Below are 25345 nucleotides of genomic sequence, written 5' to 3' on the forward strand. Positions count from 1 at the left end.
TGTCCTATTCGCCTTCAAACTCAACTAAATAGCTAGATTCAACGCCCAATGTGGTTAGCTTTTGTGCGCCTGGTAAGTCTACTAAGTTTATCACAAAGGCCGCATAATTTATCTGCCCACCAAGTTTACGAATCAGCTTAACCGAGGCTTCTGCGGTACCGCCAGTGGCAATGAGATCATCAACCAACAACACTTTATCACCGGGCTCAATCGCATCGGTATGGATCTCAAGTGTGTCCATGCCGTATTCAAGCTCATAGCTTTCGCCAATCACTTCACGAGGTAATTTGCCAGGTTTACGCACCGGAACAAAACCCACACCCAAAGCTAGGGCTAAAGGCGCTCCGAATATAAATCCGCGCGCTTCGGTACCAACAATTTTGGTAATACCTAAGTCTTCAAAACGCTGCTGCCATTCATGAATAACTAAAGCAAAAGCCTTTGGGTCTTCAATTAAGCTGGTAACATCTCTAAACAAAATGCCTTCTTTAGGATAGTTAGGGATAGTTTTGATTGCGCTTTTAATATATTCGAGGTTTGAGCTGCTCATACCGGCTTCCATTGTCCAAAAAAAACGCCCATAAAGGTGGGCGCTATTTACAATCTTTAATTATCTCAGTTTGCAGCCATAAAGCAACGTAGAGCTTCCTGCAAAACAATACAAAATTTAAGCTAAAATTTTAAGTAAAGACAAACTCAATGGTAAGGTTGGGATCAGTAGAGCCACTATAAAACCTAGGAAATATAATACGTTATAACTTTCTTTAAACTCGTGGTCCATTTCAAAAATACCCTAAAACTAATTCCAATCAACATTGATCTAAATCAATTATACGCGACTCCGTTTGCTACAAATACCCATGAAAAGAAAGGATAAAGCTATTCGAACTAAAGCGCGGGTTGCTTAGTGAGATGGTTAATTTCACTGGCTTGCTATATGCCAAACCGTTAGAATAACGCCCTTTTTTAGGTAGGTAAGTTATGCGCGTAGTTTTAGCCCCAATGGAAGGTGTTGCCGATGCTTCAATGCGACAGCTCTTGTCCAGTTGTGGCGGATACGATTGGTGCGTAACCGAGTTTATTCGTGTGACTAACGTTGCCCTACCAGATAAAGTTTTTTATAAGTACTGTCCTGAGTTATATGAAGGCGGCTTCATTGATAACACCACTCCTGTGCGGGTGCAGCTACTTGGCCAACACCCTAGCCCAATGGCAGCAAATGCGGTTCGCGCTATCGAATTAGGCTCGCATGGCCTAGATTTAAACTTTGGCTGCCCAAGTAATACGGTTACCGGCAGCTGCGGTGGTGCATCTATGCTCAAAGCCCCTCAATCCATCTTTGAGGTAATAAGCGCGGTTCGCCAAGCAGTACCAAAACAACATACTGTTTCTGCCAAAATCCGTTTAGGCTGGGAAAACAAAGAAGATTGCTTTGATATTGTTCAAGCTGTTCAAGAAGCTGGAGCAGATGAACTTACCATTCATGCCCGAACCAAGTTAGATGGCTACAAAGCCCCTGCCCATTGGCATTACATTAAAAAAGTAAAAGAGCAATTTTCGATACCCATTATTGCTAATGGTGAAGTGTGGAACCGAGAAAACTACTTACAATGTCAAGAAACGAGTGGTTGTGATGACGTAATGATTGGCCGTGGCGCGCTTACCATTCCTAACTTAGCCAAAGTGGTTCGCGGAGAAGAAGACCCATTATCTTGGGAAGCGGTGATTGAGCTGCTTATTCGTTATTCGCAACATGAAATAAATAGCGAAAAATCAAAATACTATCAAAGCCGAGTAAAACAATGGCTTAGGTACCTCTCTGGCTACTATTCTGAAGCTGATGAATTATTTCGCTCTATCCGTATATACAAAGACACCCCGACAATTATTAATACCATTCGCTTACAACAAGCGAATTAGCGTAAGCCAAATATCCATTTTATGTTTTGTCACAAAATTTAATCATTTTCTGCATCAGATCAACAAAACCCTAATAAATGTAGACATATAGCGCTATAGGGAGAGGCTTTTGATTCACATCATATCTCAAGGCTTATTCTGCTGTTTATACTGCATATTCACTTTTTAATTGGGCTTGAATGTGGAATTTACAGATTATCAGTTGCGACTTACGCAGCAATTAGAGCAGTTAAAGTCTGAAATCATCTCATTTTTAACTGCCTCTGAAAAAGCCAGCTTAAAGTTAACCGCCGGTAAGCTGCAATCACTGAGTAATGAGCAACTCATTGATCAAGCGTTAAAGCTACAGTATTCAGAATTAAATGCTCAACTTAAACAGCTTAAGCGAGTTGATGCCGCGCTTTGCCAAATCGACCTAGGTTTATACGGGCTATGCAGTGACTGTGAAGAAGTTATTGAGTTAGACAGATTGGCAAGTGATCCTAGTACACAGCGTTGCCAGCGCTGTAGTGATAAACATCGCTTATCAAAACGTCGTGAAAGTTTTGCTCTTTAGCAATAAATAGCTACATACAAAAAGGCCACCTTGCAGTGGCCTTTTTACTTCTATCGACTTTTAAGCCAGATTAGAAGTTGTAACGAACACCAAGCGCTAGGCGGTTGTCGTCAGTTTTGTTACCAGAAGTAGACTTAACAGTCTCGTCTTGGTACTCAGTGTACAAAAGAACGTTGTTCCAATCGTACATTGCGCCTACTAAAGCAGTTTTTAGATCTGCTTCTGAGTTCTTGTCTTCTTGGTAGTTCCAACCAGTGTAAAGTTGTAGACCCATGTCTAAGGTGTAAGCGAATACACCTTCATGGCCCATAGCTTTACCTGAAACGCCGGTAGCGCCGTCAAACTCTACGTGGTTTTTAAACTCACCGTAAGAAACAGCAGCGTAGATAGGACCTTGGTTGTAGCTAGCTGCTAATGCAGTTAGTTTAATGTCGCCATCGTTAGATACATCAGCTTTTTTGGCATCAGTACGGTTCATTTGGTGGTAAGTAGCACCAACATTTAGACCGAAGTCGAAATCGTAAGATACTGCACCAGAGTAGCTGTCTTTACGGCCTTCGTTTTCATCAGCAAATTGGTATTGACCGCTTAAGTTAACACCACCGAAGCTGCCGTTGTATTGTAGGGCATCGTTTGCACGACCAGCGCCAGTTTCACCTTGGCCACCGTCGTAAATACCCATAGCAGTTCCGCCGTAAACCCAAAATACATCGGTTACGCCAGTAACAGTGTAGTAAGTAGACCACTGCTTACCGTAAGAGATTGAACCGTAGTCAGCGTGGTCAAACGCTACAAAACCTAAACGGTTAAAGAAAGGAGCATCGCTGTCGCCATTTGGGTTATCGATACCATATTCCATGGTAGCGCGAGCAGTAACGTTTTCGCTCATTTTGCGAGAAAAGTTTAAGTTAATGCGTGAAGAGTTGTTTTCTGAACGAGCTTCGCGGCCTTCGCCTTCTACGCCGTTGTCTGCTGACTCAACCATAAGGTTAAGGCGACCACCGATAGAGAATGAATTTTCGCCGTCATTGTAAATTTCTTGAGCGTTAGTTGCGCCAGCTGTGAATAATGCTGGAATTGCGATTGCTAAAATTGTCTTTTTCAATGTTCCACTGCCTATTTTGAGATTAATAACTTATCTCTTCCTTGACCCATTCGTTACATCCTTTGAATGGTTTCCCTGTGCAGTGAAGTCCTTCTCACGGCCGACATATTTGCTGAAATCGAGAGGGAATTCAACATTTTTTTGAAGTTTTTATGAACTTTTATAGTTTATTGAAAATGCAATAGTGAGTTTGACAAAATGTTTATCTATTCAAGAACTAGCAGATATACACAAAATGAATAATAGAGCTCTGAGTGAGGAAATACAGACAAAATCTAGGTGTAAAAAGAGGAAAACAAAAAAACAAAAAAGCTCGCCGTAGCGAGCTTTTATATGGTGTAGCGCTTAACAAGCGCTTATCACAACAATCAACTTAGAAGTTGTATTGTACTGCGATAGTCCATTGGTCATCAGCACCTTCAAGACCATCATTCAAGTACTCAGCCCATGCTTTCATGTTGCTGTTGAACTTGTAAGCAGCACCCAGTTTGAATGCTTTAGCTGTATCGCCTTGGTCGCTAATTGAACCTTCAGCTTTCTGAGCTGCATAACCAGTGTATAGAGAAACAGCATTGATATCGTAAGATGCTACTAGGTCATAACCTTTAAGTTCGGCATCACCAAGTTCAGTAGTAACGTAAGCACCAGCTAAGTAAAGATCTTCCCAAGAGTATGAAGCTGAAAGCGCCATGTTCTTTTTGTCTTCACCAGCATCAAACTTCTCTACGTGGTAACCAGCATACGCAGCTAAGCCAAAATCAAAAGCGTAGCCAAGGGTACCAGCATAACCAGAATCAAGTTTAGCGTTAGTAGTTACGCTAGTACCATTGTTTGGGTTACCCAAATCAACAGTGAAGTTTTCATCACGGAACTGGTAAGAAGCCCCAACATAAAACCCACCGAACTCACCGTTATATACGATTTGACCTTCTTGACGGCCGTCTTCGATTAGATCATAAGCTTCGTAACCGTAAGTATTGAAGATATCGGTTGCAGCTACAGCTTGGTAGAATGCTGTATCAGTTTGACCAAATACTACAGTGCCGCCTTCATCAAACTCAAAGCCTGCGTATAGGTGACGAGCGGCAAATGGGTCGCTGCTGCTAACTTTACAAGTGCTTGTGTCGCTTACGTCTTCACATTCAAAGTTTGAGCCTTTAGCGCTATTTTCAGCTTGAATTTGCCATTCACCGCGAGCTAAGGCTTTAATGCCAGGTGCGATTTCAGATTTAGCTTTAAAGCCCATGCGAGCAGAACCAACACCGTCAATGTCTGACTTACCTTTTTCGCCTGGATCAGTAATATCGAATTGCATACGACCATAAACTTCAGCAGTTACGCCGTCGGCGTCATATACAGTTGCAGCTTGTGCAGATGCTGCGAATAGAGCTGGTATTGCTACCGCTAGAATTGTTTTTTTCATTTTTCCTGTGCCTTCTTAGCAATTAAACACTTGTTCCTTAAATTCCCTGTGCGACAGTGATTTCTCACTGTCTGGTCAATACATTATCAAGCTGAAATTTTTTTGCAATAAAAAATTGAACTTTTATAAAATCACGTAAAACCCTGTATACACGTGCTTTTACAGCGGTCAATCTGTAATCAAGCATGATAAAAGAATGTAATAGACACAAAAACGTGATCTACATCTAACAGTATTTAAACCAATTATTTTATTTATTTGCAGTGTTTTATGCCGCGGCTCTAATCTATAATGTTCAGCTAAAGAACATAAAGGTAGTTATAAGTTGTTAACAACATTGAGGAATTCATGTTAACAGAAAAAAACAAGAAACGAATTCGCCATTGGTATAAGACCCTGCAGGAACAAAATCCAGAATTTGTTACTAGATCTGCACAAACTGCTTTAATCGCTCAAATTGCCAAAACAATTGCGGGAGATATAAATCGCAAACAACGGGTACTTTTAGCTGAAGCTGGTACAGGAACAGGAAAATCTCTTGCTTATTTATTGGCCGCTATCCCTTTAGCAAGAGCCTTAAATAAGAAAGTCGTGATCTCTACCGCTACTGTCGCGTTGCAACAACAGTTAATAGACAGTGACATTCCCTTGGTGCATTTAGCCGCGCATGGCGAGTTTCAGTTTTGTTTAGCGAAGGGACGTCAGCGCTATTGTTGCGCCCATAAACTGGTTGCAGCCATTTCTCCTGAGGAGGGTTTAATGCCTAAACACGCCGATTTAGCGAAGCGCATGGCAGTAGCGCTGCAACAAGGCAAATGGGACGGAGACCGAGATACTTGGCCAGCCCAAATCCCTTGGCAAATATGGCAACACGTTGTGGTAGACGGCTTAAGTTGTTCAGTTCAGTCAGCTAGGCACCGCAGTTGCCCTTTTCATAAAGCGCGTAAAGGCTTGAAAAAGGCTGATGTCATTGTTGCCAACCACAGTTTGCTGCTGGCTGACTTACACGCAGGTAGTGGCCATATATTGCCGCCAGCCGAAGATTGCATCTATATATTAGACGAAGCGCATCAATTCCCAGATATTGCCCGCGAAGCCAGTGCCAATCAACTAGGCTTACGTTATGCATTAAAAGAACTAGAAAACATCAAGGAGTTAGACAAGCATTTAGCAACGGTACTTAACCCTTCAAGCATTGCTGGTACAAGTATCAAGCTAAAAGAAGCCTGCGTTGAACTTAGCCGATGCTTTAATAAGCTCAAAGATATCGCAATTGATAATAAAGCTAGTTTTGAACAAAGTGGGCATTGGCGTTTTCCTTTAGCCAAAACACCAACTGCCATTACCAATTTAGCAAGTAACTACTTTAAAGAAGCCAATAAGCTTGGTAGTTGCCTGCAACACTTTGCTGGTGTGATTCAAGAAAGTGTGGCTGACAACCAATTAAAGTCATCACAAGCAGAAGCGTTACTTAGCCAATTAAGCCCTATGCAACACCTTAGTGAGTCGTGGGTCGACACTTTATTTAGTTACGCAAATGAAAATAATCAAAAAAACACTGCATTTTGGTTTAGCCAAAAAGAAAAAGAACTATTGTTATGCAGCTCTCCCATCGAGATTGGTGGTGTACTTCAGCAGTTGCTTTGGCAAGATGCATTCTCGGTCATTGCGGTGTCGGCTACCTTAAGTGCCTTAGGCAATTTCTCCTATTACTTAAATCAAGTAGGTTTACCTAAGTTGCCTTCTGAACAATTAGTAAAACTGCCCTCTCCTTTTAATTATCAGCAAGTAGAATTGCAAGTACCTAGCAGGTTGCCTGAGCCAGACCATCCAGATTTTGCTCGCAGTGTTGCTGATTACGTTTTAGCAGCACAGCAAAATAAAGGGGGGGTATTAGTGCTGTGTAACTCATACCGTTTAGTTGATTTAGTTGCAGAGCACTTAGAAAAACACAACATCAGCAACCTTTGGGTACAGGGTAAACTCACCAACCAGCAACTATTAGCTAAACACCGTGATTGCAGAAAGCAGCATCAAACCAGCACTATTTTGGCAACTATCGGCTTTAGTGAGGGTATCGATTTGCCGGGTGAGCTATTAACGGATCTCCTAATTGCTCGCTTACCGTTTGCGGTTCCTACAGAACCGGTTATGGCTAGCCACGCGGAGTTGTTAGAAAGTAGAAATCAAAATCCTTTTATGTTGCTAACATTGCCAAGCGCGAGTAGAAAACTCATCCAGAGCTGTGGAAGGTTAATGAGAAAAGAAAGTGATTCAGGTAGAATCGTGCTGCTTGATAGTCGGCTAAGTTCGCGCCGCTACGGTAGCCAATTATTGGCTGCATTACCCCCATATAAAAGAAGTGATAGTTAATGTTGGAATTGGGACTCGACTCCTCTGTTTTGCTGCTTATTATCGGCATAGGGCTAACCGCAGGCTTTATTGATGCTATTGCAGGTGGCGGCGGGCTACTCACTATTCCCGCCTTATTAAGTATTGGTCTACCGCCACATATAGCCTTAGGCACTAATAAGCTAGCCGCTAGCTTTGGCTCTAGCACCGCCGCTTGGACTTTTTATAGAAAACAATTGTTTAATCCCGTGTTTTGGATTTGGAGCTTTGTTGCTACGGCAATTGGGGCGTTTTTTGGCACCTTTATCGTCGACTTTATAAGTACTCAATGGTTAGAAAAACTGCTGCCCTTAGTGATTATGGCCACAGCGGTTTATACCGTAGTAAATAGAAAACAAGCAGATGGCCAAGCAGTCCTACCTAAAACCAGTAAAAAACTTACTAAGCAAATGGTGGGGCAAGGCTTAAGCCTCGGATTTTATGATGGTGTGGCCGGCCCAGGTACTGGTGCATTTTGGACAGTATCATCTATGGCACTCTACAAAATGAACATATTGTTATCGTCTGGTTTAGCCAAGGCGATGAACTTTACCAGTAACTTTGTTTCTTTTATTACCTTCGTCTATTTAGGTCACGTTAATTGGGCAATTGGTTTAACCATGGGCGTAAGCATTATGCTTGGCGCAGTGGTAGGCGCCCATTCAGCCATCCATTTTGGCGCAAAATTTATTCGCCCGGTGTTCATTACTGTTGTCATGGTAATTGCCGGAAAACTGGCGTGGCAAGCATGGTTCAGCTAGAGCTTCAAACGCTAAGCCAAAAACTGCTACATTTAAAGCAGCAAGCCGAACATCGTGATATTCAAGGCGAGCGCAGCGCTTACGCCAAAACCGCAGTATTAGATGAGCGCTTTAGTTGTCGTAGTGATTTGTTTAGCGATTACGTAGCAGAACTAGAGCAAGACTTAAATCGAATCCACCTGCTGAGTGAAAAAACCCAAGACCTTGAATTACTCCAACTGTATTGCGATAGGTTTGTGGGTAAATTTGCTATGCTGCAAAGCAAAATATCTAAAGCAAATCGCCAAGCAAAACAGCAAGCTATTCCTCAACAAAAACGCATTCAGAACTGGCAAAAGCGCTTAGATAAAGTAATGAGTTCGGGCAACCGTTCTGAGCTACACGAGAAGCTTTCTCAACAGAAACAGTTTGAGCAACAACTTGAGCAAAAAATTGCCGAAAAAAACCAAGTACTTAATCGTAGTAATCTCAAGACAGATACTGCTAGACTAAGCGCAGAGATCCTCAATCTAAAGAGTCGCTTAGGTGAGTGTCAGAAAACCACTTGGAAACTAGAACAGAAAATTAATCAGATAGAATCACGCTTTAAGGAGTAATTCATGCGATTCTTAGGGAAGACTGTAACATTAACATTTGCTTGTATCGCCAGCTTCAATGCATTAGCCGCAAGCTTTTCTACACCGACTCATTTCGAGATTATGTATGTAGATAAACAGTCAACTGGTACTTTTAGTTTAAGCAAAACAGACGCCGACCTCACCACTGGTCCACATCAAATTGTCGTGCGTTACAGTGACAATGTTGGCTCTAATAGCAATTCTGAAATCATTAAATCTCAACCGATTGTTATCAATCTAAATGTTAAAGAAAACCAAGACATCGTTTTATCCGCTAAACAACCACGTAGCATTAGTAAGGCCAAGAAGTTCGCAGACAAGCCTACGTTTAGTTTAAAAAGCAAAAATGGTGGCTCGGTTGACTCTACGCACTACGTTTTACCGTTAAAGTCAGGTATGCAATTCTCTCGTGATTACCTAGAAGAAATCGCCGCCATTGAAGCAACACAAGCAAACACAACGGCTGCAGCAGTTGCCACTACCAGCACAGTGGTTGCGGCTAGCAATACCGCTAAGGCGAAGCCAACAACTACAGCATCAACATCCACTACTAATAGTGCCGTTGCGGCTACAGCAGTGGTAGCAACAACAGTTGCCGTTGCTAGTAACGAGCCCGCTGCTGCTCCAGAAGCTGATGTAGTAATGCCTAGTGGTGATAACACTGAATTACAAATGCTACAGTTTTGGTATCAGCGTTCAGACGCTGCAACCCGTAAAGCATTTCAAATTTGGGTAATCCAACAGCAATAATAGTAAGGCTTGAGTTAAATCGTTAACTCAAGCCTTAATTTATCCTCTCCCCTCAATAGTCTTCCGCAGGTCACTGATGTCTCTTTCCTCCGCACCCAAACATGTTCAGCTGGCCGTTGATCTCATTCAATTACTCGAAGAAAACCAAATCGAACCAGAGGTGGTATTAAAAGCTTTAGAGATTATTGGTAACGACTATCAACACAAGCTCGAAAAATCTAAAAACACCAAAGAATAAAAATCTATATAACCCGCCACTATTTCATATTTCTTTGGACAAGCCGTCTCTTTTTAGCGCTAAACCCCATAACTAAAACAATGTTGATTTTTATATAAAATTTTAGTTATTTTTTTATCTAACGCCAAAAACCATACACATATAGGGTTAATATAATTTAATTGAGCAATTACTGCGCAGTTTTTTGTGATCTATCTCTGAACTTTAGTTCCCTTCATCTATAGAATTCCCGCCGTACTCAAAACAAAACACACTCGGTAATTCACCTAAATGTGAACAAGGAACTACCCTAATGAAAAAACTTGGACTGATTAGCGCTGCACTATTTGCCGTGTCATCTTTTTCAGCAAACGCTGTTGAACCAAAAGAAGACGTACATGCTGGCGATTACAAATGGATGCAATTCAACCTTATGCATACCATCGATCAAAAGCCGCACAATGTTAATGAAGGCTACAAAGATACCTACCTAGAAATGGAGTTTGGTGGTCGTTCTGGCTACTTCGATTTCTACGGTTACGTTGATGTTTTCGACATCACCAATAGCAGCAGTAGCACTAAACATGAAACGGGTGGCATGTTCATGAAATTTGCCCCTCGTCTTTCGTTAGATGCAGTGACAGGTAAAGACTTGTCATTTGGTCCAGTTCAAGAAGTTTACATCGCCAACTTAAACAACTTTGGTCAAGAACAACAAGAGCATTTTATTGGTCTTGGTTCTGACGTAAATGTGCCATGGTTGGGCAAAATGGGTATGAACCTGTACGCTCGTTACAGTGCAAAAAACTTCGGTAACGATGACGAAAGCTCATGGAATGGTTACCAGTTTTCTACCAACTGGTTCAAACCAATTTACTTCTTCGAAAATGATAGCTTTATTTCATACCAGGGTTACTGGGATCATATGTTTGGTGCTGACGGATATTCAGACCAAGCAAACCGCACCACCTCAGGTGGTCAAACTTACCACGGTATCTACTGGCATTCAGACCGCTTTTCAGCAGGTTACGGCCTTAAATACTTTTACGATACATATGGCATGAAAGATGGTGCTGAGTTGTACCCTACTGGTCCACTTCAAGAAACCACTGGATTCGGTCACTACTTTGCAATCATCTACAAAATATAATTACCGTGTAGCTTGAGTCAGTAGCAATGTAAAAGGGTAGCGTAAGCTACCCTTTTTTATGACTTTGTTAAGGCACAACAATGTGAGTTGTGCTACCGCCACTCTGTTTTAATACATCTATTCGGCTGGTTATTTGTTCTTTCATTTCAGCCACATGAGAAATAACGCCCACCATTCGCCCTGAGCTTTGTAAATCAATTAAGGTGCGAATAGCTAGATCTAACGACTCCTGATCTAAGCTGCCAAAGCCTTCGTCGATAAACAAGGTGTCTAACTTAATACCACCGGCATAAGCTTGAACAACGTCTGACAAACCTAATGCCATGGCTAGCGCAGCCATAAAGCTTTCGCCGCCACTTAAGGTGGCTACCGAGCGAACTTTAGAGGTGTAACTGTCTTCGACTTCTAGCTCTAAACCAGAGGCTTTATTGCCTTTTGCCCGTTGTTCTTTACGAATAAGCTGGTAACGCCCTTTACTCATTAACTGTAAACGTTGACTTGCTTGCAGCAATACATCGTCTAATAACACGCTTAATACAAAGCGCTGCAAACTGATTTTATTGCCGGTTTTACCGTCTGCAACATCAGCCAGGGTGCCGACAACGTTATACTTTGCCTGCAAACTCTTTGCATTTTTATCCGCACCAAGCAGCTTTTGTTGAATATCTTGTAAAGTCTGCTGCCTACTGTTTAGTTTATTCCATTGAACATCGTGTTGATTACGCAGCGCTAAATGCCCTACCAGTGCTTGCTCTAGGGCTTCTACATTTTGTTGTTTTTTACCTTTGAGCTTAGCTTTGACCTGTTCAAAAAGAACCGTGGTTTTAGTCAGGTTTTGATTAAATGACAGCAACAGTGCTTCTAACTCAGAGAACTCTTCATCACTTAAGCTGTTAAGGGCTATGTTAAACGCCCCCTCATTATCAAAACACGAACCGGCTAACTGCTCACTAAAAGTAGTTTTAGCTTCACCTAAGGTTTGTTGAGCGAGCTTAAGGCTCTGCTTGGCAGCCGCAGCGCCCGATTGCTTTGCACTTAACGCTTCTCTTGCCGCATTATAAGCCTGATTAACAGTGCTTATGTTTTGTTTCAAACTTTCAGTTTTAGCACTTTGCTGCTCAATTGCCTGTTCCAGCAATTGAGGCTCTCGGTATTGCTCAGGTAGATTCTGCTCAGCTCGCTCATGCTGCGCTTGGTAAACACCCATTTGCTCTTTAATGTTTCGGTAAGCGTCTTTAGCAAGTTCAACTTTATTTTGCAGTGCTTGCTCAGCTTGGATAGTTTGTTCAATCTGCTGTTGCAGTTCGTCCACTTTTTTATGCGCTTGCTGGGCAGTAGCTAAGGCTTGTTGCGCCTGTTCCAACTCAGCAGTAAGCGCTGGTAGCGACAAACTAGCCTTGCTGGCCATTTGCTGGTGTAAACTTTGTTGCTGAACTTCCCACTCAGATAATTGCGCTTTTAACACCGAGTATTGCTGGCGTGCTTCTACTAATTTGTCTTTAGCTTGTTGCTCACTTTCTCTCGCGTATTTTACGTCACCCTCGCTCGGCAGTTCATCATCACTTACTGCCAAATGCGGATGCTCTTGGCTACCACAAACAGGACACGCATCCCCCTGGTTTAAACGTTTTGCCATAATGGCCGCTTGGCCTTGGTGCCAATTAAACTCTGTTTGGTTTGCAAATTGTTCCGCAAGTTGGTGTTGCTCTCGTAAGCGTTTGCCCTGCCCAGCTGACTGTTCTATGGCCTGTTGGCTTTCGGCCAGTTGCTTATTTAATGCAGCTAATTGCTTACCTTGCTCTACGCTTTGCTCTGCAACGCCCAAAATCTTTTGCTTTGCGGCCTGAGTATCAGCTTGCTGGCGTAATTCACTTTGCTGTTGAAGCAGCTTGGCTTTTTGCTCAGTGGTATTACTAAACTGCTGCTTTAGCGCTTTACCTTGTTCAGCTTGCAGATCAAGCTTCTGCTGCTCAGCCTTATGTAAGCCATTAAATTTATTTAGCTCTTCCAATAAAGGCTTAAAGCTTTGAAATGATCGAAGCTGATCCTGAGCAACATTTAGCTGCGCTTCTTTCTCAGGAACTTGCTTAAACAACTGCTCAGCATCGTCCAAGCTTTGCTTGGCTTGGCTTAATTCGGTTTCGCTTTGGGTTTGCGCTAGGCTTGCTTGCTTAGCTTCGTTAAAACGAACGCGATAATCTGTGTCAAATTGCTCTATTGCTCGAGCAGCCTTCGCTTGGTCATAGTTTAGTTGTTGCTTGTCTATACTAGGCTTTTGTTTAGTCAGTAAAGCCAAAGATGCTTTTAAGCTAGCCTGCTGCTCAAAGTCTGCGCTAAGTAACTTGGCTACTTCAAACTGCTTACTCGCTTCATCGTACGCTTTGTCTGACTGCGCTTTATCATTGCTTGCAGTGTTAAGCGCTTCATCCAACGTTGCAAGTTCTTCCTGTAAATCCTGTTCTTCGCTTAAATCAGCACTATGCAATATACCTTCGCGAATATTTTTCTGCTCAGCAGCGGCGGTTCGAATACTGGCAGCTTGGCTTTTTAAGCTGTCTTCAATTTTTCTGTAGATGTGCGTTTGAAAAAGCTGACTAAAGATCTTCTCTCGCTCTTTAGAGTCAGCCATTAGCAATTGCCTAAATTTGCCTTGAGGCAATACCATCACCTGGCGAAACTGGTCTGCGTCTAAACCCGTTAGCGCTTCTATTTCGCTATTTGCTTCAGATACTTTAGCCGGTACCAATAAGGTTTCGCTGCCGTCGTCTGCTATTTTGGACAACTGCGCTTCTGGTTTTTGCTTGGTAACTCCGTCTCCAGACTTTTTAAGCCGTTCTTGATCAGGCACGCGGCGAATACGATAACGCTGTTGGCCAAGTTCAAATTCAAAAACCACCTCGGTAAGCAGTGATTCATCGGCTAAATCACAGCGCATTTGTGCTGCTTCTCGTTCATCTCCGGTGCTTTTACCGTACAAGGCAAAACACATCGCATCTAAAATGGTGGTTTTACCGGCGCCAGTGGGGCCGTTAAGCAAAAACAGCGGGTTGCGTCCTAGCTGAGAGAAGTCAATAAACTCGGTGCCAGCAAACGGACCAAAAGCGCTCATGCGCAAGCTAATGGGGCGCATTATTGGTCTCCAGTGTGGAGTGATTCAATGGTGGCTTTTAGCAAGCTTTGTTGCTCGTCACTCAAGTTTTCTCCCGATACCTGAGAAAAGAAATCGCTAAACATGTCGTACTCACCTTTTTGTACATGCTCACGATGCAAAGCCAACTGCTGATTCTCTGCCATTAAACCGGTACGTTCTAAATGTAATACATTGGGGTATACGTCTCTTAATTTGCCCATTGCATCTAATATGGCGGACTTATCAAGTAGCCTTACCATTAAATAATCGCTGTTATTAATGTCTGTTGCGCCTGCATTAATAACGTCGTCTAACATTCCTTCAATAATGCGTACATCACGTAAGGGTTTTAAGGGCAATAATTCAAATTGATAATCATCGCCATTCAGTTCAACCAAGGTTATTGATTTGTTTTGGTGCTGTTCGCTAAACGAATATTTAAGTGGCGAACCAGAATAACGCACATGCGATTCACCTTTGTATTGAGGCCCATGTAAATGGCCAAGTGCAGCATAAGAAAAAGGAGTAAATAAGTTCGGTGATATTTTGTCTGCACCGCCAATACTGAGCGGCCGCTCAGATTCAGATTCATCCCCACCATCTAAAAAACAGTGAGCGATAACAACCTTATTCGCTGTTTGGCTATCGTGCTCGCTGACTTGTTCAAGCAGCACTTGCATGGCTTGCTGGTGACTTGACACCTCACAATCAAATACCTCTCTTACCGTTGCAGGCTCTGCATAAGGTAAACCATAAAACGCTGTGTTTTCACCAGCCTTAGACTTAATCATGATAGGTTTTATCTGATTCTTTAAGGGGCCTACGATATGTAAATTTTGCATATGCCGCGAAGCAAAAGCTAAGCGTTGAGCGCCATCGTGATTACCCGCAATCATAATCACGCTTATCGCCAACTCATTAACTAATTGGTGTAATACTTCATCTAATAGTGCTACTGCTTGGCTAGGAGGAACAGAGCGGTCGAAGATATCTCCAGCAACAATTAATGCATCAACATCGTGCTGCTTGGCCAAGCTCACAATCTGTTCCAATACAAAGGCTTGATCCTCAAGCAAAGATTGATTGTGCAACTGTCGGCCTAAATGCCAATCTGATGTATGGAGAAATTTCATTCAATATCCGTGGTCTAAGTAAATGAGAAAAAAGATTTTTCCCAAAAAAGCTGATGCTTATTATCAGTGATGACAATCAATAAGCCAACGACAAAACTAAGCCTATTCGCCTCACTGGACAGCATTACAGCAAAAATGGCTAACTAAACTCGCGCCCGATTAAATACTCTGGCAACATAAGTTAGATTATTTATCTCGTTTCAAGGAAGAGCTGTGACTGAACAAGGTTCTACCGGCAATGTACTCGCCGCCATATGTAGTTTTTTTATCCCGGGTCTTGGCCAATTGGTGCAAGGGCGTATACTGCCAGCAATACTATTCTTTATTTTTACCGCTGCAGGTTACGCACTGTGGCTGGTAGTATTTCCGGTGATTATTGCCGTTATCGTTCATATTTGGGCCATTATTGATGCTGCGCGCTTTTCTCCAGGAGGTTCTCGATGAAACTGCTCTCGCCCTTTTTGTTGCTCATTTTCCTTGTTGGCTGTGAATCTACTTACTACTCGGCCATGGAAAAAGTGGGTTATCACAAACGTGAGATTTTGGTCGACCGAGTTGAAGACGCTCAAGAAAGCCAACAAGATGCGCAGCAACAATTTACTTCTGCGTTAGAACACCTTAAAACGCTGACCAATTTTGATGGCGGTGATTTAGAAGTTATTTACGACCAAGTAAATGATCAATATAAAGATTCCAAAGCAGCTGCTGAACTAGTGAGTGAGCGCATTGATGAAGTTGATAGCGTGGCCGAAGCCTTGTTTGATGAATGGCAAGGCGAGCTGGAACAATATCAATCAACCAGCTTAAGAGCGGAAAGCGAAACTCAACTCGCCGACACTAAAAAGCGCTATGCAGCAATGCTAAAAGCAATGCGCCGAGCCGAATCACAAATGGCGCCGGTGTTAAGTCGTTTAAACGACAATCAGCTTTATTTAAAACACAATCTAAATGCGCGAGCTATTGGCTCTGTAGGCAAAGAATTCGTACGCTTAGAGCAAGAGGTTGCTGACGTGATTCAGCAAATGAGCAAAGCGATAGCTGAGTCAGATAAGTTTATTGCTACCATGAAGTAAACCCTAGAGGCTACAAAACCATCAATTGTAGCCTTTTATTTACGCACTCGTTTCTCAATCTTCTGCTTAGCCCTCTCTGTAACAATTCCTTCATAAAAATGCAGTAAATTTGCCACTCAAAATTATTGTCTGTTTCCAAGCGCGAGAGCATTTTCGTGCGTAATGGCAATACTCTGCATTCAAGGTGGCAACAAATGCTCAGCATAATCAGAAGGTTTCATTTTAAACCTGCACTTTTGGCACTACTGTGTAGCCTGCTACCTATTGCGATAGCTTATGTTTGGATAATTGAAAACAACAAGCAGCAACGCCGCGAAGCCTTTATTCACGATTACCAAACCAATTTCAATAACATTAGCCATAACTTAAATGCGATTGCTCAGCAATTTTCACTTCTAGACAGCGCTAATACTCACTGCTCTGAAGAAACCTTAGTCGCCTTACGCAAAACTCATTTTCGAATTTCTTACATTGCTGAAATGGGCATAGTCAGCCCATTTGGTAAACTCACTTGCAGCAGCTGGGGCCCGGTTAGCCCTCCTTTAGATGTACTTAAACCAGTTAGCGATAGCACCCTTCGATACTTTGGCCCTGCCGTACTAGACTACACCGAAGAACTAGCAATGATAGTGGCCCAAACCCGCCATGATGGAAGCGAAATAAACGCCGCAATCCCTCTAGATGTTTTTCGTGCATTTTTAATGGATTCAAATCATCACAGTGACTCCATAGCCTTAAGCGATAGTAAAACCGGATCGCCGCTATTCAAAATAGGAGACTACAGCCTGCCGTTGCATAACTCTACCCAGTTATTCCCTCTCCAACAAAGTAAAACCTCTGGCGCTAGGCTATTTGACGATGGGGTACAGCGTTTCTATATCGTCCAGGTGTTCCCAGCTCTACCGGGTTTATCGCTTATCTCAAGCCGACCCATTCACGAGCTCTACAAAAGTATTTATTGCTTAAGTCTGCTGCAAGTGAGCTTATTTGCTTGTTTACTGTGTAGCATGACTTTTTTGGCATATCGGCACCGTAGCCGCCGTTTGAGTCAAAAATCACGCTTAAAAGTAGCCTTGAAGAATCGAGAGTTCGTAAATTTTTATCAAGCCATTTTTGATACTCGAAATAATCAATTAGTCGCTGTAGAAGCGCTTGTTCGCTGGATGCACCCAGTAGACGGCCTCCGCAGCCCTGATTCCTTCTTGCCAGATGTAGATCGTTATCAACTACAGGTGGCGCTAACAGAACAAGTTATCGAAAATCTAAAACGTGATTTACACACCTTGTTGGCAAAATACCCAAAGATTAAAGTAAACATTAATATCACTGGGCAACATTTAAAAAGCCCTAAATTTATTAGCCAAGTGTTAGCCGCACATGCTGATTTCCCTAACCTTTGCTTAGAAATCACTGAAACAGAATTGGTCGAAATAGATTCACCGCAGGTTCAACTGTCACTGCAAAAGCTTAAACAGCAAGGTGTAAGACTGGCGATTGATGACTTTGGAACGGGTTACGCGGGTCTGCAATACTTGCAACAACTACCATTAGATACCTTAAAAATTGATCGTAGTTTTGTTGTCGCCATTGGCACTGAATCTCCGCAAGCAAAAGTATTAAATGGAGTCATAGATTTAGCACTAAATTTACAATTACAGTTGGTCGCCGAAGGCGTAGAAACAAAGGCCCAAGCAGAATACTTAATTTCGAAGGGCGTAAGTTTTCACCAAGGGTGGCTATACGGTAAACCTCAGGCCATTAGTAACTTTACGGCATAGAGACCTTAAAACTACACCTTGATTAGTTGAGAAATCATTACCTTATGATAACTTGCAAGCACATTGGAACTTGCGCACAATAGCCCCGTTAACAAAGGAGTTAAGCAATATGGTTTCTAAATGGGCACAACGCTTTTTTCAAATGGCTGAACTGGTAGGTTCTTGGAGTAAAGACCCTTCTACCCAGGTAGGTGCAGTAATCACCGAAAATAACCGAATAGTCTCTCTCGGATTTAATGGCTATCCCCACGGTATCTCAGACAGTGCAGAAACCGACAATAGAGAAATGAAACTGCTTAAAACCTTGCATGCCGAAGAGAACGCCATTCTGTTTGCAAAGCGCGATTTGTCTGGTTGCGAAATTTGGGTCACTCATTTCCCCTGCCCTAATTGCGCGGCCAAGATCATTCAAACCGGCATTAGTACTGTGCATTGCCCAGAACAAAGTGAAGATTTTTTATCTCGCTGGGGCGACAAAATCAAAGTCAGCGAAGACATGTTTAGCCAGGCCGGTGTACAAGTAGATTGGCTACCTTTAAGCCAATAGAAACACTTAGTTCTACCATTACGCTCTCCTAAGCCTTGTTCTCATACAAGGCTTTATATTTATTCTATTTCGTTTTCAGAATTCAGAGTGCTGGTGAAGCTTTAATCTAGCGAACACTCAGCTAAATGAAGTTATGTCGTACAATTAAGATTAAAATGAGCCCAAAATCAACCATGAGTAAAAGAGTAAAGCTTCCACTTCCCTAACACTAATCCCTCTCACTTTGTTTAACCGCTAAATGACCTTGCTGTATCACTTATCGCTTAGTTAACATTGTTGACGGCACTAAGTTTAACTTACGTTAAATAGCTAAGAACTTACGCAAATCAGTTATTTACTTAAGTCGCTATACTTTTCATCGCCTCACATTTTATGCTAACTCGTCTGGATTCAAGGGTTTGATCGTGATAGACACTGAAAATGAAAACGACAATCAACGCCAAATAACATTTTACTCAATAATGTAAAGCACAAAGCTTAAGGGCTTCACATAGCTGCTCAAATAAACACCGCCAATTGAGTAATTACTGCGAAAAGCTCACAGTTTTTTACAATTTTCTCTATCAAGTCCACACTTTTTGACCTTTCTACTATTAATCATACAAGAATATTTAATAACCTGATCAGGTTCACAGATAACTATCGCAAATCGCAATAGCATATTTGTATTACATTAATACAGTAATCGAAGTCACCCATAAGGATTGATGATGACGAATTATAAGCCTCTGGCACTTGCAGTTTGTTTTGCTTTTAGCTCTTCAGCTTTAGCAGCTGAATTTGTATTTGTGAACGAAAGTGTTCTTAAAGAGAACCGTGCTTTACTTCATTCTGATGCGGCACCTGCGTCTATGAAGCTGAGTTATGAGCGCTTATTAGAAGAAGCGGGTTACGCGACAAAAGCAGGCCCCTTTTCTGTAACCGATAAAGGCATGACACCGCCAAGTGGTGACAAAAACGATTACTTAAGTATTAGTCCATATTGGTGGCCTGATAAAAATAAAGCCGATGGACTACCGTGGATCCGCCACGATGGCAAAGTTAACCCTGCGTCTAAGACCAGCGAAACCGATTCAAAACGCCTAGGTAAATTTACCCGTTCAGTTCGCGCCTTGGCAATTGCTTATTACTTTAGCCAAGACGAGAAATATGCTGAAACCGCTATCGACTATATTCGAACTTGGTTCTTAAATCCTGAAACACGTATGAACCCGAATATGAACTTCGCACAAGGTGTTCCTGGCCGTGCTGACGGTCGCCGTAGTGGTTTAATCGATTCACGTTCATTTGCTGACCGAATGTTAGATGCCGTTGCAATGGTATCTACCTCACCTAATTGGACAGAAGCCGATGAAAAAGGCATCAACCAATGGTATAGCGAGTACTTAAACTGGTTGCTCACCAGCGAATTAGGTGGCGGCCCTAAAGGCGAAGCTTACGCTGAAAACAACCATGGTTCTTGGTACGACTTGCAGGTAGCTGGCATCTCGTACTTTCTAGGAAAAGAATCCGTTGCAATGAACATAGTGGAAAAAGGCAAAATGAGAATTGATACTCAGTTTATGCCTGACGGCACTCAGCCTCACGAATTAGGCCGAACCCGTTCTTACCACTACAGCTACTTTAATTTAGATGCATTAGCCGGTGTTGCTCAAGTAGGTGAAAAAATAGGTATAGACCTATGGAGCTATCAATCAACTACTGGCGCTTCGCTGAAGAAAGGTATTGATTTAGTTGCACAATATCATGACAACGCCGAGGGATGGCCTTATCAACACAAAAAGACGCCTCGCACTATGCGTATGATACCTATTTACCGTAAAGCTGGTTTAGGAATGAGTGATGAAAGCTTGCTTGCTCTGTCTAAATCAGGAGATTTCTCGAAATACACCGTAAAGAAAAACCTCGCAGAAATTTGGGCTGAACGCGACATAGAGTTGCTCTACCCAAGAAAATAATTTTAACCCTACTCCTTAAATATAAAACCGAGGCTTAACAATAAGCCCCCAAATATAGAAATGGAATTTATTATGAATAAAATGAAAGCGTTACCAATTGCCATTGCCGCTGTATTCCTTAGCGGTACTGCGTTCGCTGGACAGCTTGATATCCGTACTGAGTACAAACATGAATCAGAAGACCACGCTGGCCGTATTAAGATTGGTGACTCAACCAAAGTTAGTGACCAAGGCAAAGTGTACTACAGCGTAGAAATGAAATTCTTCAGCGGTGACAAAGTAGATGGCACTCCTGGTGGCTTCTTAGAAAACCTACAACGTGGCGACTCTGAATTTGATTTTGGCTACCGTCATAAACTAAACAAAAAGTGGTACATCCAACCTGGTATGCCAATCACTTTTGGTTCTGAGCGTATCACCTACAAACCACAATTTCGTGTAGGTTACACCTCTGACTTTGGTTTAAAAACCGCGCTTCGTTACCGTTACGAAATCCGTCAATATGCTGATGGTAAAGAGAATGGTGAAACGTGGAACAAATCTAAAATCACTTTAACCGGTGGCTACAAAGTTAAAAGCATGCCTAACCTTAAGTTAGATTATGAAGCAAACTACTGGAAGAGCCACGAGTACGAGTGGGATGCAGAAGCTGGTAAAGCTAAAGATGCACAATTTAACAACGGTGATGACAACTGGGATGCGGGTATCTTCATTGGTTACCAAATTGAAAAATGGCGTCCATACGTAGAATTTTGGAATTCAAGCGTAAGCTCTAAAACTGATCAACGCCAACTTAAAACCCGTATTGGTGTTAAATACAAGTTCTAGTTTCATAAAACCTTAGCATTCCTTTTTTGGCCAAGTAGCTCCGCTACTTGGCCCTTTTTTTAGGCTGAACACACGCTAGGAGCATCCCGCATTTCTCGCTGACGCATCGGCATCGCATCGATAATCGAAAAGATCTTTTGCCAATCAGTTTCTGCCCCCCAGCGATATTTTTCTCGGCCATCTTTACCCACTAACACCGCAGTATATTGTTTCAGACTGGCTTGGTATTTATTACGTAGATATTCGAACCCATCATCATCTAAATGGCCGCTAGATATGGCTTTAGCATCTTCGGTCACCACCAACACCACCATGTCTCGTTCTTTGATTTGGCACCGATAGCGTAGTTCTTCCGCTTCAAATTTTTCCACATACTGGTCTTGTTGCGGAGCGAAAAATAAAACACTGCGATGTGACCAATAATTATGTTCTAAAGGGTAAGCTTGCGAATAAGCGCTAAAACAAATCATGAGTAAAGCTAGTAAGTTCTTCATAAACGTTATCCTCGCTTTTAACCATTATTAGAACGTTTAAGCCTTAGCTTTAGTTCAATTTATCTACAGTTATTTCATTGGAGGTAGTCAGATTTCTTTACAGCATAATGACCCTTTATATTAAGCCTTTAATTTTCTTATAGAAAAACTTTAGGCCGTGCAAATACCCATCTATTGAGTTAAATGTTATTTAATATCATGAATAAGCAAAGAAACCTTAGTAACAAAAGTGTCACTTTAATTTACACTCACACAAAAAGATCTGAGGAAGTCTTTGCGACCCATTGATAAATATGAATTTATTGCTTCTGGCTTAATTATTGATATTGCTGGTGTTCACTTTAAAAGGAATGCCAAATGCTTAAAACCAACACTGTTCTACCTGCTTACTTGTTGTTACTAAGTAGCCCCAGCTTCGCCTCAGTAATTGCCTACGATATGCTTAATAGCAACAGCCAAGGTCTTATTGAGCACAGCAACCCTTACGAGCAGCAGTTTAATAGTGAGCAAGACGGATTTAAGAAGTACCGTGTTGGAGTAAGCGCCACTATCCCAAATAGTTTGTTAGACACTAGTTTAACCACTGCCAATGATAGCTTGGGCATTGTTGATACTCAAAATGACGCCGATACGTTTTTTGGTGTTACTGATGTTGCTAACCCAAACAATCCAAGCGGCAGCGCTCAAGCAGTTTGGCATTTCAACATTGCGGGTTTTACCCTCAACTCGATTTCTATTGCTATGGCAGCAATGGGTGACTTTGAATCTTCAGACATATTCAGCTTTGCCTACTCGATTGATGCAGCACCAGTAAGCACATTGTTTTCGAGTGTTGTAGATGAGCAATCCGATCAAAGCTACCGTTTAGCCAATGGCAATCAGCAGGTATTAAACGACCCTTTGCTTATTAACAACCAGCGTTTAAATAACCAGTTCCAAACACTAGAACAATCACTTAATGGCAGTGGCTCGGTATTTAGCCTGTATTTTAACGCAGCGCAGAATAGTGGTGCCGAAGCTTTTGCTTTTCGCGATATCGTCATTAGTGGCGACGAAAATCTACCAGCCCAAGTACCTGAACCAACTTCAATTTGGCTAATACTGCTGGGCTTAAGCGCATTAATCGTTAGAAAAGCAGTAGGCAAACCCTAAACGAAAAAGCGACAGTATGGCTAACCATACTGTCGCTTTGCTATTACCGTTTATTTTTTATTTGTTATTGCTTGATGCCCGCAAATACAACAACGACTTTGTCGTCGCCTTTAGTGCGGCTAAAGGCATAGGGCTGGTCACTGATCTTGTTGTGTTCACCAGCTCCAACCGCTACGTGACGGTCTCGGAACTGACCCACTGTTTGCCAGTGTTTAACCAAAGCTTGGCGATCCGCTTCTTTATCAATTTGTTCCCAATTCATAAATGAACGAGTCGGCGAATCAAATGCATCCGATTGCGGACCACGTGGTCGCCCACTCTCATCACCATAATACAGTTGCACGCCACCAGGCATCATCAACAATGCTGTACCCGCTCCTGCTTGTAGCGGAATATCTTCATAGTTTGAATAGAACAACTTGGTATCGTGCGAACTAATGTAAGTAAGCAAGTTAAACGTAGGATCGCTGTTTATGTCTTTGGCATAAGTCGCGTACATTTTCTCATTTTGCGCTAAACACTGAGAGCCTTTAAGTGCAGCACTTTCACCTGCATATTCAAAGTTAATTAAGCTATCCATGCCGTTATCGAAGTAGAAATCACGGTAAGCCCCGTGGTGCCATACTTCACCCACCATCCAAAACGGTTTGTCATCTATTGCTTTCTCAGGGTTTTCTTTTTTCCACTCAGCTAACGCTTCTGTCGCAGAGTCTTTTAGCTTGCCCCATACTTCGGCTTCTACGTGTTTAACGGTATCTGCTCTAAAGCCATCAATACCGTAGTCACGTACCCAGTTGGTGTGCCACTCCACCAAATAATCCAATACCGTATAACCTTCACGCTCAACAGCTTTGGTATCTTTCTTATTTTTTAGAATAGGTGGCAAGCCTACATGCTTAGTGCTTTCGGTGATTAGATCTGGCAAGCCAGCTAAATTCATAGTGATATCATCGCCGCCAGGAGCAGTATATCCAGCCATGCCACTACGAACCCAATCTGGTCCCCACCATTTGTCAGCCCAGTCGCTAGAACTCCAGCGAATAAAGTTGTTGTAGCGATGCCAGTTGTGGCCTTTTTCGAAATCAGGTTGCCAATCAGTCCACTGCTTAGGCACTGGGGCGCCAGGTGCCATAGCGTTGATACCAAAGGTTTGCATATCATCCATTGTAGGATAACCAACATGGTTCACTACAACGTCTACCAATACTCGAATACCACGCTTATGCGCTTCATCTACAAAGCGGCCAAAGTCTTCTTCACTGCCTAGGTTTGGATCAATCTTGGTAAAATCTAAAGCCCAATAACCATGGTAACCATAGAATGGGAAACTACCCTTTTCACCACCGCCAATGAAGCCATGAATTTGTTCAACAATTGGGGTAACCCAAATGGCGTTCATGCCTAAATCTTTAATGTAATCTAACTTGGCCGTAATACCGCTAAAGTCGCCACCTTGAAAGGTGCCAATTTCTTGTTTACCGTCGGCTTTACGATTTAGCGGGTAATCATTGCTAGTATCACCGTTATTGAAACGGTCTGTCATGATGAAATAAACGCTGGCGTTATCCCACGAGAACTCACTGGCTTCAGCATCCGCCGCTTCTAGCAACAATACTCCGCCGCTTGCGGGGTCTGGTTGCATGGTAACAGTGCCGTTAGTAACTTTTTGTGTTTGACCAGAATAGAAGTCTTTTACCGTTTCGCCGTTACTAAAGGTAGAGCTAACGTCAACGGTAACCGGTTGACCATCCCAAGCAATACAATCCACGGCTGGAGGTTTACGTTTGAAGGTAGACGCTTTGGCTTTACGCGATACTTGTAAAGTAGGTTTATCGGCATCGGAGTTATCTAAAATCAGCTCATAATTGCCAGCAAAACGAATGTTTAGCTCGAAGAACTTGTCTTCGGCGCAGTCGTTCAAGCCTTGAGGTTTGGAAAAGCGCATTTTCGCTTCATCGGCGGGGCCGTAACGTAGGCCACATTGTTGACCTTCATCAGACACCTGGAAGTTATAAATGCCTTTTTCTAGAGGTACCGTAATCTTGTAGCGACTCTTTCCTGCAAACTTTAAGCGTTGCTCAACATTTACGCCGCTATCGGCATAATTCATGTACAAAGGGGTTTTGATCATTGCCGCCGACAAATTTGCCGAACCGCCCGCCATAACTAACGCGGCACTTAATAAACCAAGTTTAAAACCTTTCATTCAACCTCCATGGTATTTGTACATCGCACCCTGCGAGCAAACACCTCGTTCAACCATTTGGAATGATGAAAACAAAAGCTACTTAAGTTTTCACTAACAAAGCATGATTATTTGTGATTTTTATGACTGACAGCGCTTTCATTTGGCAAAACATCA

22 protein-coding genes are annotated in these 25345 nt (G+C 42.4%); 15 read left to right on the forward strand and 7 right to left on the reverse strand.

Translation table 11 applies throughout. The features are described 5' to 3' along the window. Positions 1-4: 4 nt before the first annotated feature. Positions 5-550, reverse strand: coding sequence for an adenine phosphoribosyltransferase (apt, locus tag Q4549_RS07695; protein WP_137674636.1), 546 nt, complete (start codon positions 548-550; stop codon positions 5-7). Positions 551-981: 431 nt separating this feature from the next. On the opposite strand from apt, the gene Q4549_RS07700 reads away from it, so the two are divergent. Then, complete coding sequence (locus Q4549_RS07700) at positions 982-1920, forward strand: tRNA-dihydrouridine synthase (RefSeq protein WP_303550906.1); 939 nt, start codon at positions 982-984, stop codon at positions 1918-1920. Between the two features lie 181 nt (positions 1921-2101). Beyond that, positions 2102-2476, forward strand: coding sequence for a TraR/DksA C4-type zinc finger protein (locus Q4549_RS07705; RefSeq protein ID WP_137674638.1), 375 nt, complete (start codon positions 2102-2104; stop codon positions 2474-2476). 70 nt (positions 2477-2546) lie between these two features. On the opposite strand, the gene Q4549_RS07710 is transcribed toward Q4549_RS07705, so the two are convergent. After that, complete coding sequence (locus tag Q4549_RS07710) at positions 2547-3581, reverse strand: porin (protein ID WP_303550905.1); 1035 nt, start codon at positions 3579-3581, stop codon at positions 2547-2549. A 373-nt stretch (positions 3582-3954) separates the two neighbouring features. After that, the gene (locus tag Q4549_RS07715) at positions 3955-5004 is read right to left on the reverse strand and encodes a porin (RefSeq protein WP_303550903.1); all 1050 of its coding nucleotides are present in this window, start codon (positions 5002-5004) and stop codon (positions 3955-3957) included. Between the two features lie 348 nt (positions 5005-5352). On the opposite strand from Q4549_RS07715, the gene dinG reads away from it, so the two are divergent. The 6 genes from dinG (at position 5353) to Q4549_RS07745 (ending at position 10890) form a co-directional block, all read left to right on the forward strand. Continuing rightward, the gene (gene dinG, locus Q4549_RS07720; RefSeq protein WP_303550901.1) at positions 5353-7377 is read left to right on the forward strand and encodes an ATP-dependent DNA helicase DinG; all 2025 of its coding nucleotides are present in this window, start codon (positions 5353-5355) and stop codon (positions 7375-7377) included. Beyond that, positions 7377-8156: a TSUP family transporter gene (locus Q4549_RS07725; RefSeq protein WP_137674642.1), complete on the forward strand. Its 780-nt coding sequence runs from the start codon at positions 7377-7379 to the stop codon at positions 8154-8156. Before dinG ends, Q4549_RS07725 begins: the two co-directional genes overlap by 1 nt. Beyond that, the gene (gene priC, locus Q4549_RS07730; RefSeq protein WP_303551288.1) at positions 8144-8752 is read left to right on the forward strand and encodes a primosomal replication protein PriC; all 609 of its coding nucleotides are present in this window, start codon (positions 8144-8146) and stop codon (positions 8750-8752) included. The genes Q4549_RS07725 and priC overlap by 13 nt, the downstream gene beginning before the upstream one ends. Before the next feature lie 3 nt (positions 8753-8755). Next, on the forward strand, positions 8756-9523 hold the full coding sequence (locus Q4549_RS07735; protein ID WP_303550899.1) for a DUF2057 domain-containing protein: 768 nt from the start codon (positions 8756-8758) through the stop codon (positions 9521-9523). Positions 9524-9599: 76 nt separating this feature from the next. Further along, the gene (gene rsmS, locus Q4549_RS07740; RefSeq protein WP_303550896.1) at positions 9600-9761 is read left to right on the forward strand and encodes a pleiotropic regulatory protein RsmS; all 162 of its coding nucleotides are present in this window, start codon (positions 9600-9602) and stop codon (positions 9759-9761) included. 292 nt (positions 9762-10053) lie between these two features. Next, a complete protein-coding gene (locus tag Q4549_RS07745; protein ID WP_303512889.1) occupies positions 10054-10890 on the forward strand; it encodes an outer membrane protein OmpK in 837 nt (278 codons plus the stop codon). 67 nt (positions 10891-10957) lie between these two features. On the opposite strand, the gene Q4549_RS07750 is transcribed toward Q4549_RS07745, so the two are convergent. Together Q4549_RS07750 and Q4549_RS07755 are read right to left on the reverse strand one after the other, a co-directional pair. After that, positions 10958-14020 (reverse strand): SMC family ATPase, encoded by a 3063-nt coding sequence (locus Q4549_RS07750; RefSeq protein WP_303550894.1) that lies wholly within the window; start codon positions 14018-14020, stop codon positions 10958-10960. Continuing rightward, positions 14020-15153, reverse strand: a complete 1134-nt coding sequence (locus Q4549_RS07755) for an exonuclease SbcCD subunit D (RefSeq protein WP_303550891.1) — start codon at positions 15151-15153, stop codon at positions 14020-14022. The genes Q4549_RS07750 and Q4549_RS07755 overlap by 1 nt, the downstream gene beginning before the upstream one ends. 213 nt (positions 15154-15366) lie before the next feature. Between Q4549_RS07755 and Q4549_RS07760 the strand changes: the two genes are divergently transcribed. From Q4549_RS07760 to Q4549_RS07785, 6 genes are all read left to right on the forward strand, one after another. Next, the gene (locus Q4549_RS07760; RefSeq protein WP_137674649.1) at positions 15367-15597 is read left to right on the forward strand and encodes a hypothetical protein; all 231 of its coding nucleotides are present in this window, start codon (positions 15367-15369) and stop codon (positions 15595-15597) included. Next, positions 15594-16226: a DUF2959 domain-containing protein gene (locus Q4549_RS07765; RefSeq protein ID WP_303550888.1), complete on the forward strand. Its 633-nt coding sequence runs from the start codon at positions 15594-15596 to the stop codon at positions 16224-16226. Before Q4549_RS07760 ends, Q4549_RS07765 begins: the two co-directional genes overlap by 4 nt. Before the next feature lie 194 nt (positions 16227-16420). Next, on the forward strand, positions 16421-18004 hold the full coding sequence (locus Q4549_RS07770) for an EAL domain-containing protein (RefSeq protein ID WP_303550885.1): 1584 nt from the start codon (positions 16421-16423) through the stop codon (positions 18002-18004). Positions 18005-18113: 109 nt separating this feature from the next. Then, positions 18114-18551 (forward strand): dCMP deaminase family protein, encoded by a 438-nt coding sequence (locus tag Q4549_RS07775; protein WP_137674652.1) that lies wholly within the window; start codon positions 18114-18116, stop codon positions 18549-18551. Positions 18552-19258: 707 nt separating this feature from the next. Then, complete coding sequence (locus tag Q4549_RS07780; RefSeq protein ID WP_303550882.1) at positions 19259-20509, forward strand: alginate lyase family protein; 1251 nt, start codon at positions 19259-19261, stop codon at positions 20507-20509. 72 nt (positions 20510-20581) lie between these two features. Beyond that, a complete protein-coding gene (locus Q4549_RS07785) occupies positions 20582-21337 on the forward strand; it encodes an oligogalacturonate-specific porin KdgM family protein (RefSeq protein ID WP_303512872.1) in 756 nt (251 codons plus the stop codon). A 59-nt stretch (positions 21338-21396) separates the two neighbouring features. Here the strand turns inward: Q4549_RS07785 and Q4549_RS07790 are convergent, their stop codons facing one another. Then, a complete protein-coding gene (locus Q4549_RS07790; protein ID WP_303550880.1) occupies positions 21397-21831 on the reverse strand; it encodes a DUF4174 domain-containing protein in 435 nt (144 codons plus the stop codon). Positions 21832-22188: 357 nt separating this feature from the next. Here Q4549_RS07790 and Q4549_RS07795 point away from each other — a divergent pair, with 357 nt between their 5' ends. Beyond that, a complete protein-coding gene (locus Q4549_RS07795) occupies positions 22189-22983 on the forward strand; it encodes a PEP-CTERM sorting domain-containing protein (RefSeq protein WP_303550878.1) in 795 nt (264 codons plus the stop codon). Positions 22984-23047: 64 nt separating this feature from the next. On the opposite strand, the gene Q4549_RS07800 is transcribed toward Q4549_RS07795, so the two are convergent. After that, positions 23048-25189 (reverse strand): alpha-amylase, encoded by a 2142-nt coding sequence (locus tag Q4549_RS07800; protein WP_303550876.1) that lies wholly within the window; start codon positions 25187-25189, stop codon positions 23048-23050. Positions 25190-25345: the final 156 nt, after the last annotated feature.

The organism is Agarivorans sp. 2_MG-2023 (assembly GCF_030548085.1).
Taxonomy (GTDB): domain Bacteria; phylum Pseudomonadota; class Gammaproteobacteria; order Enterobacterales; family Celerinatantimonadaceae; genus Agarivorans.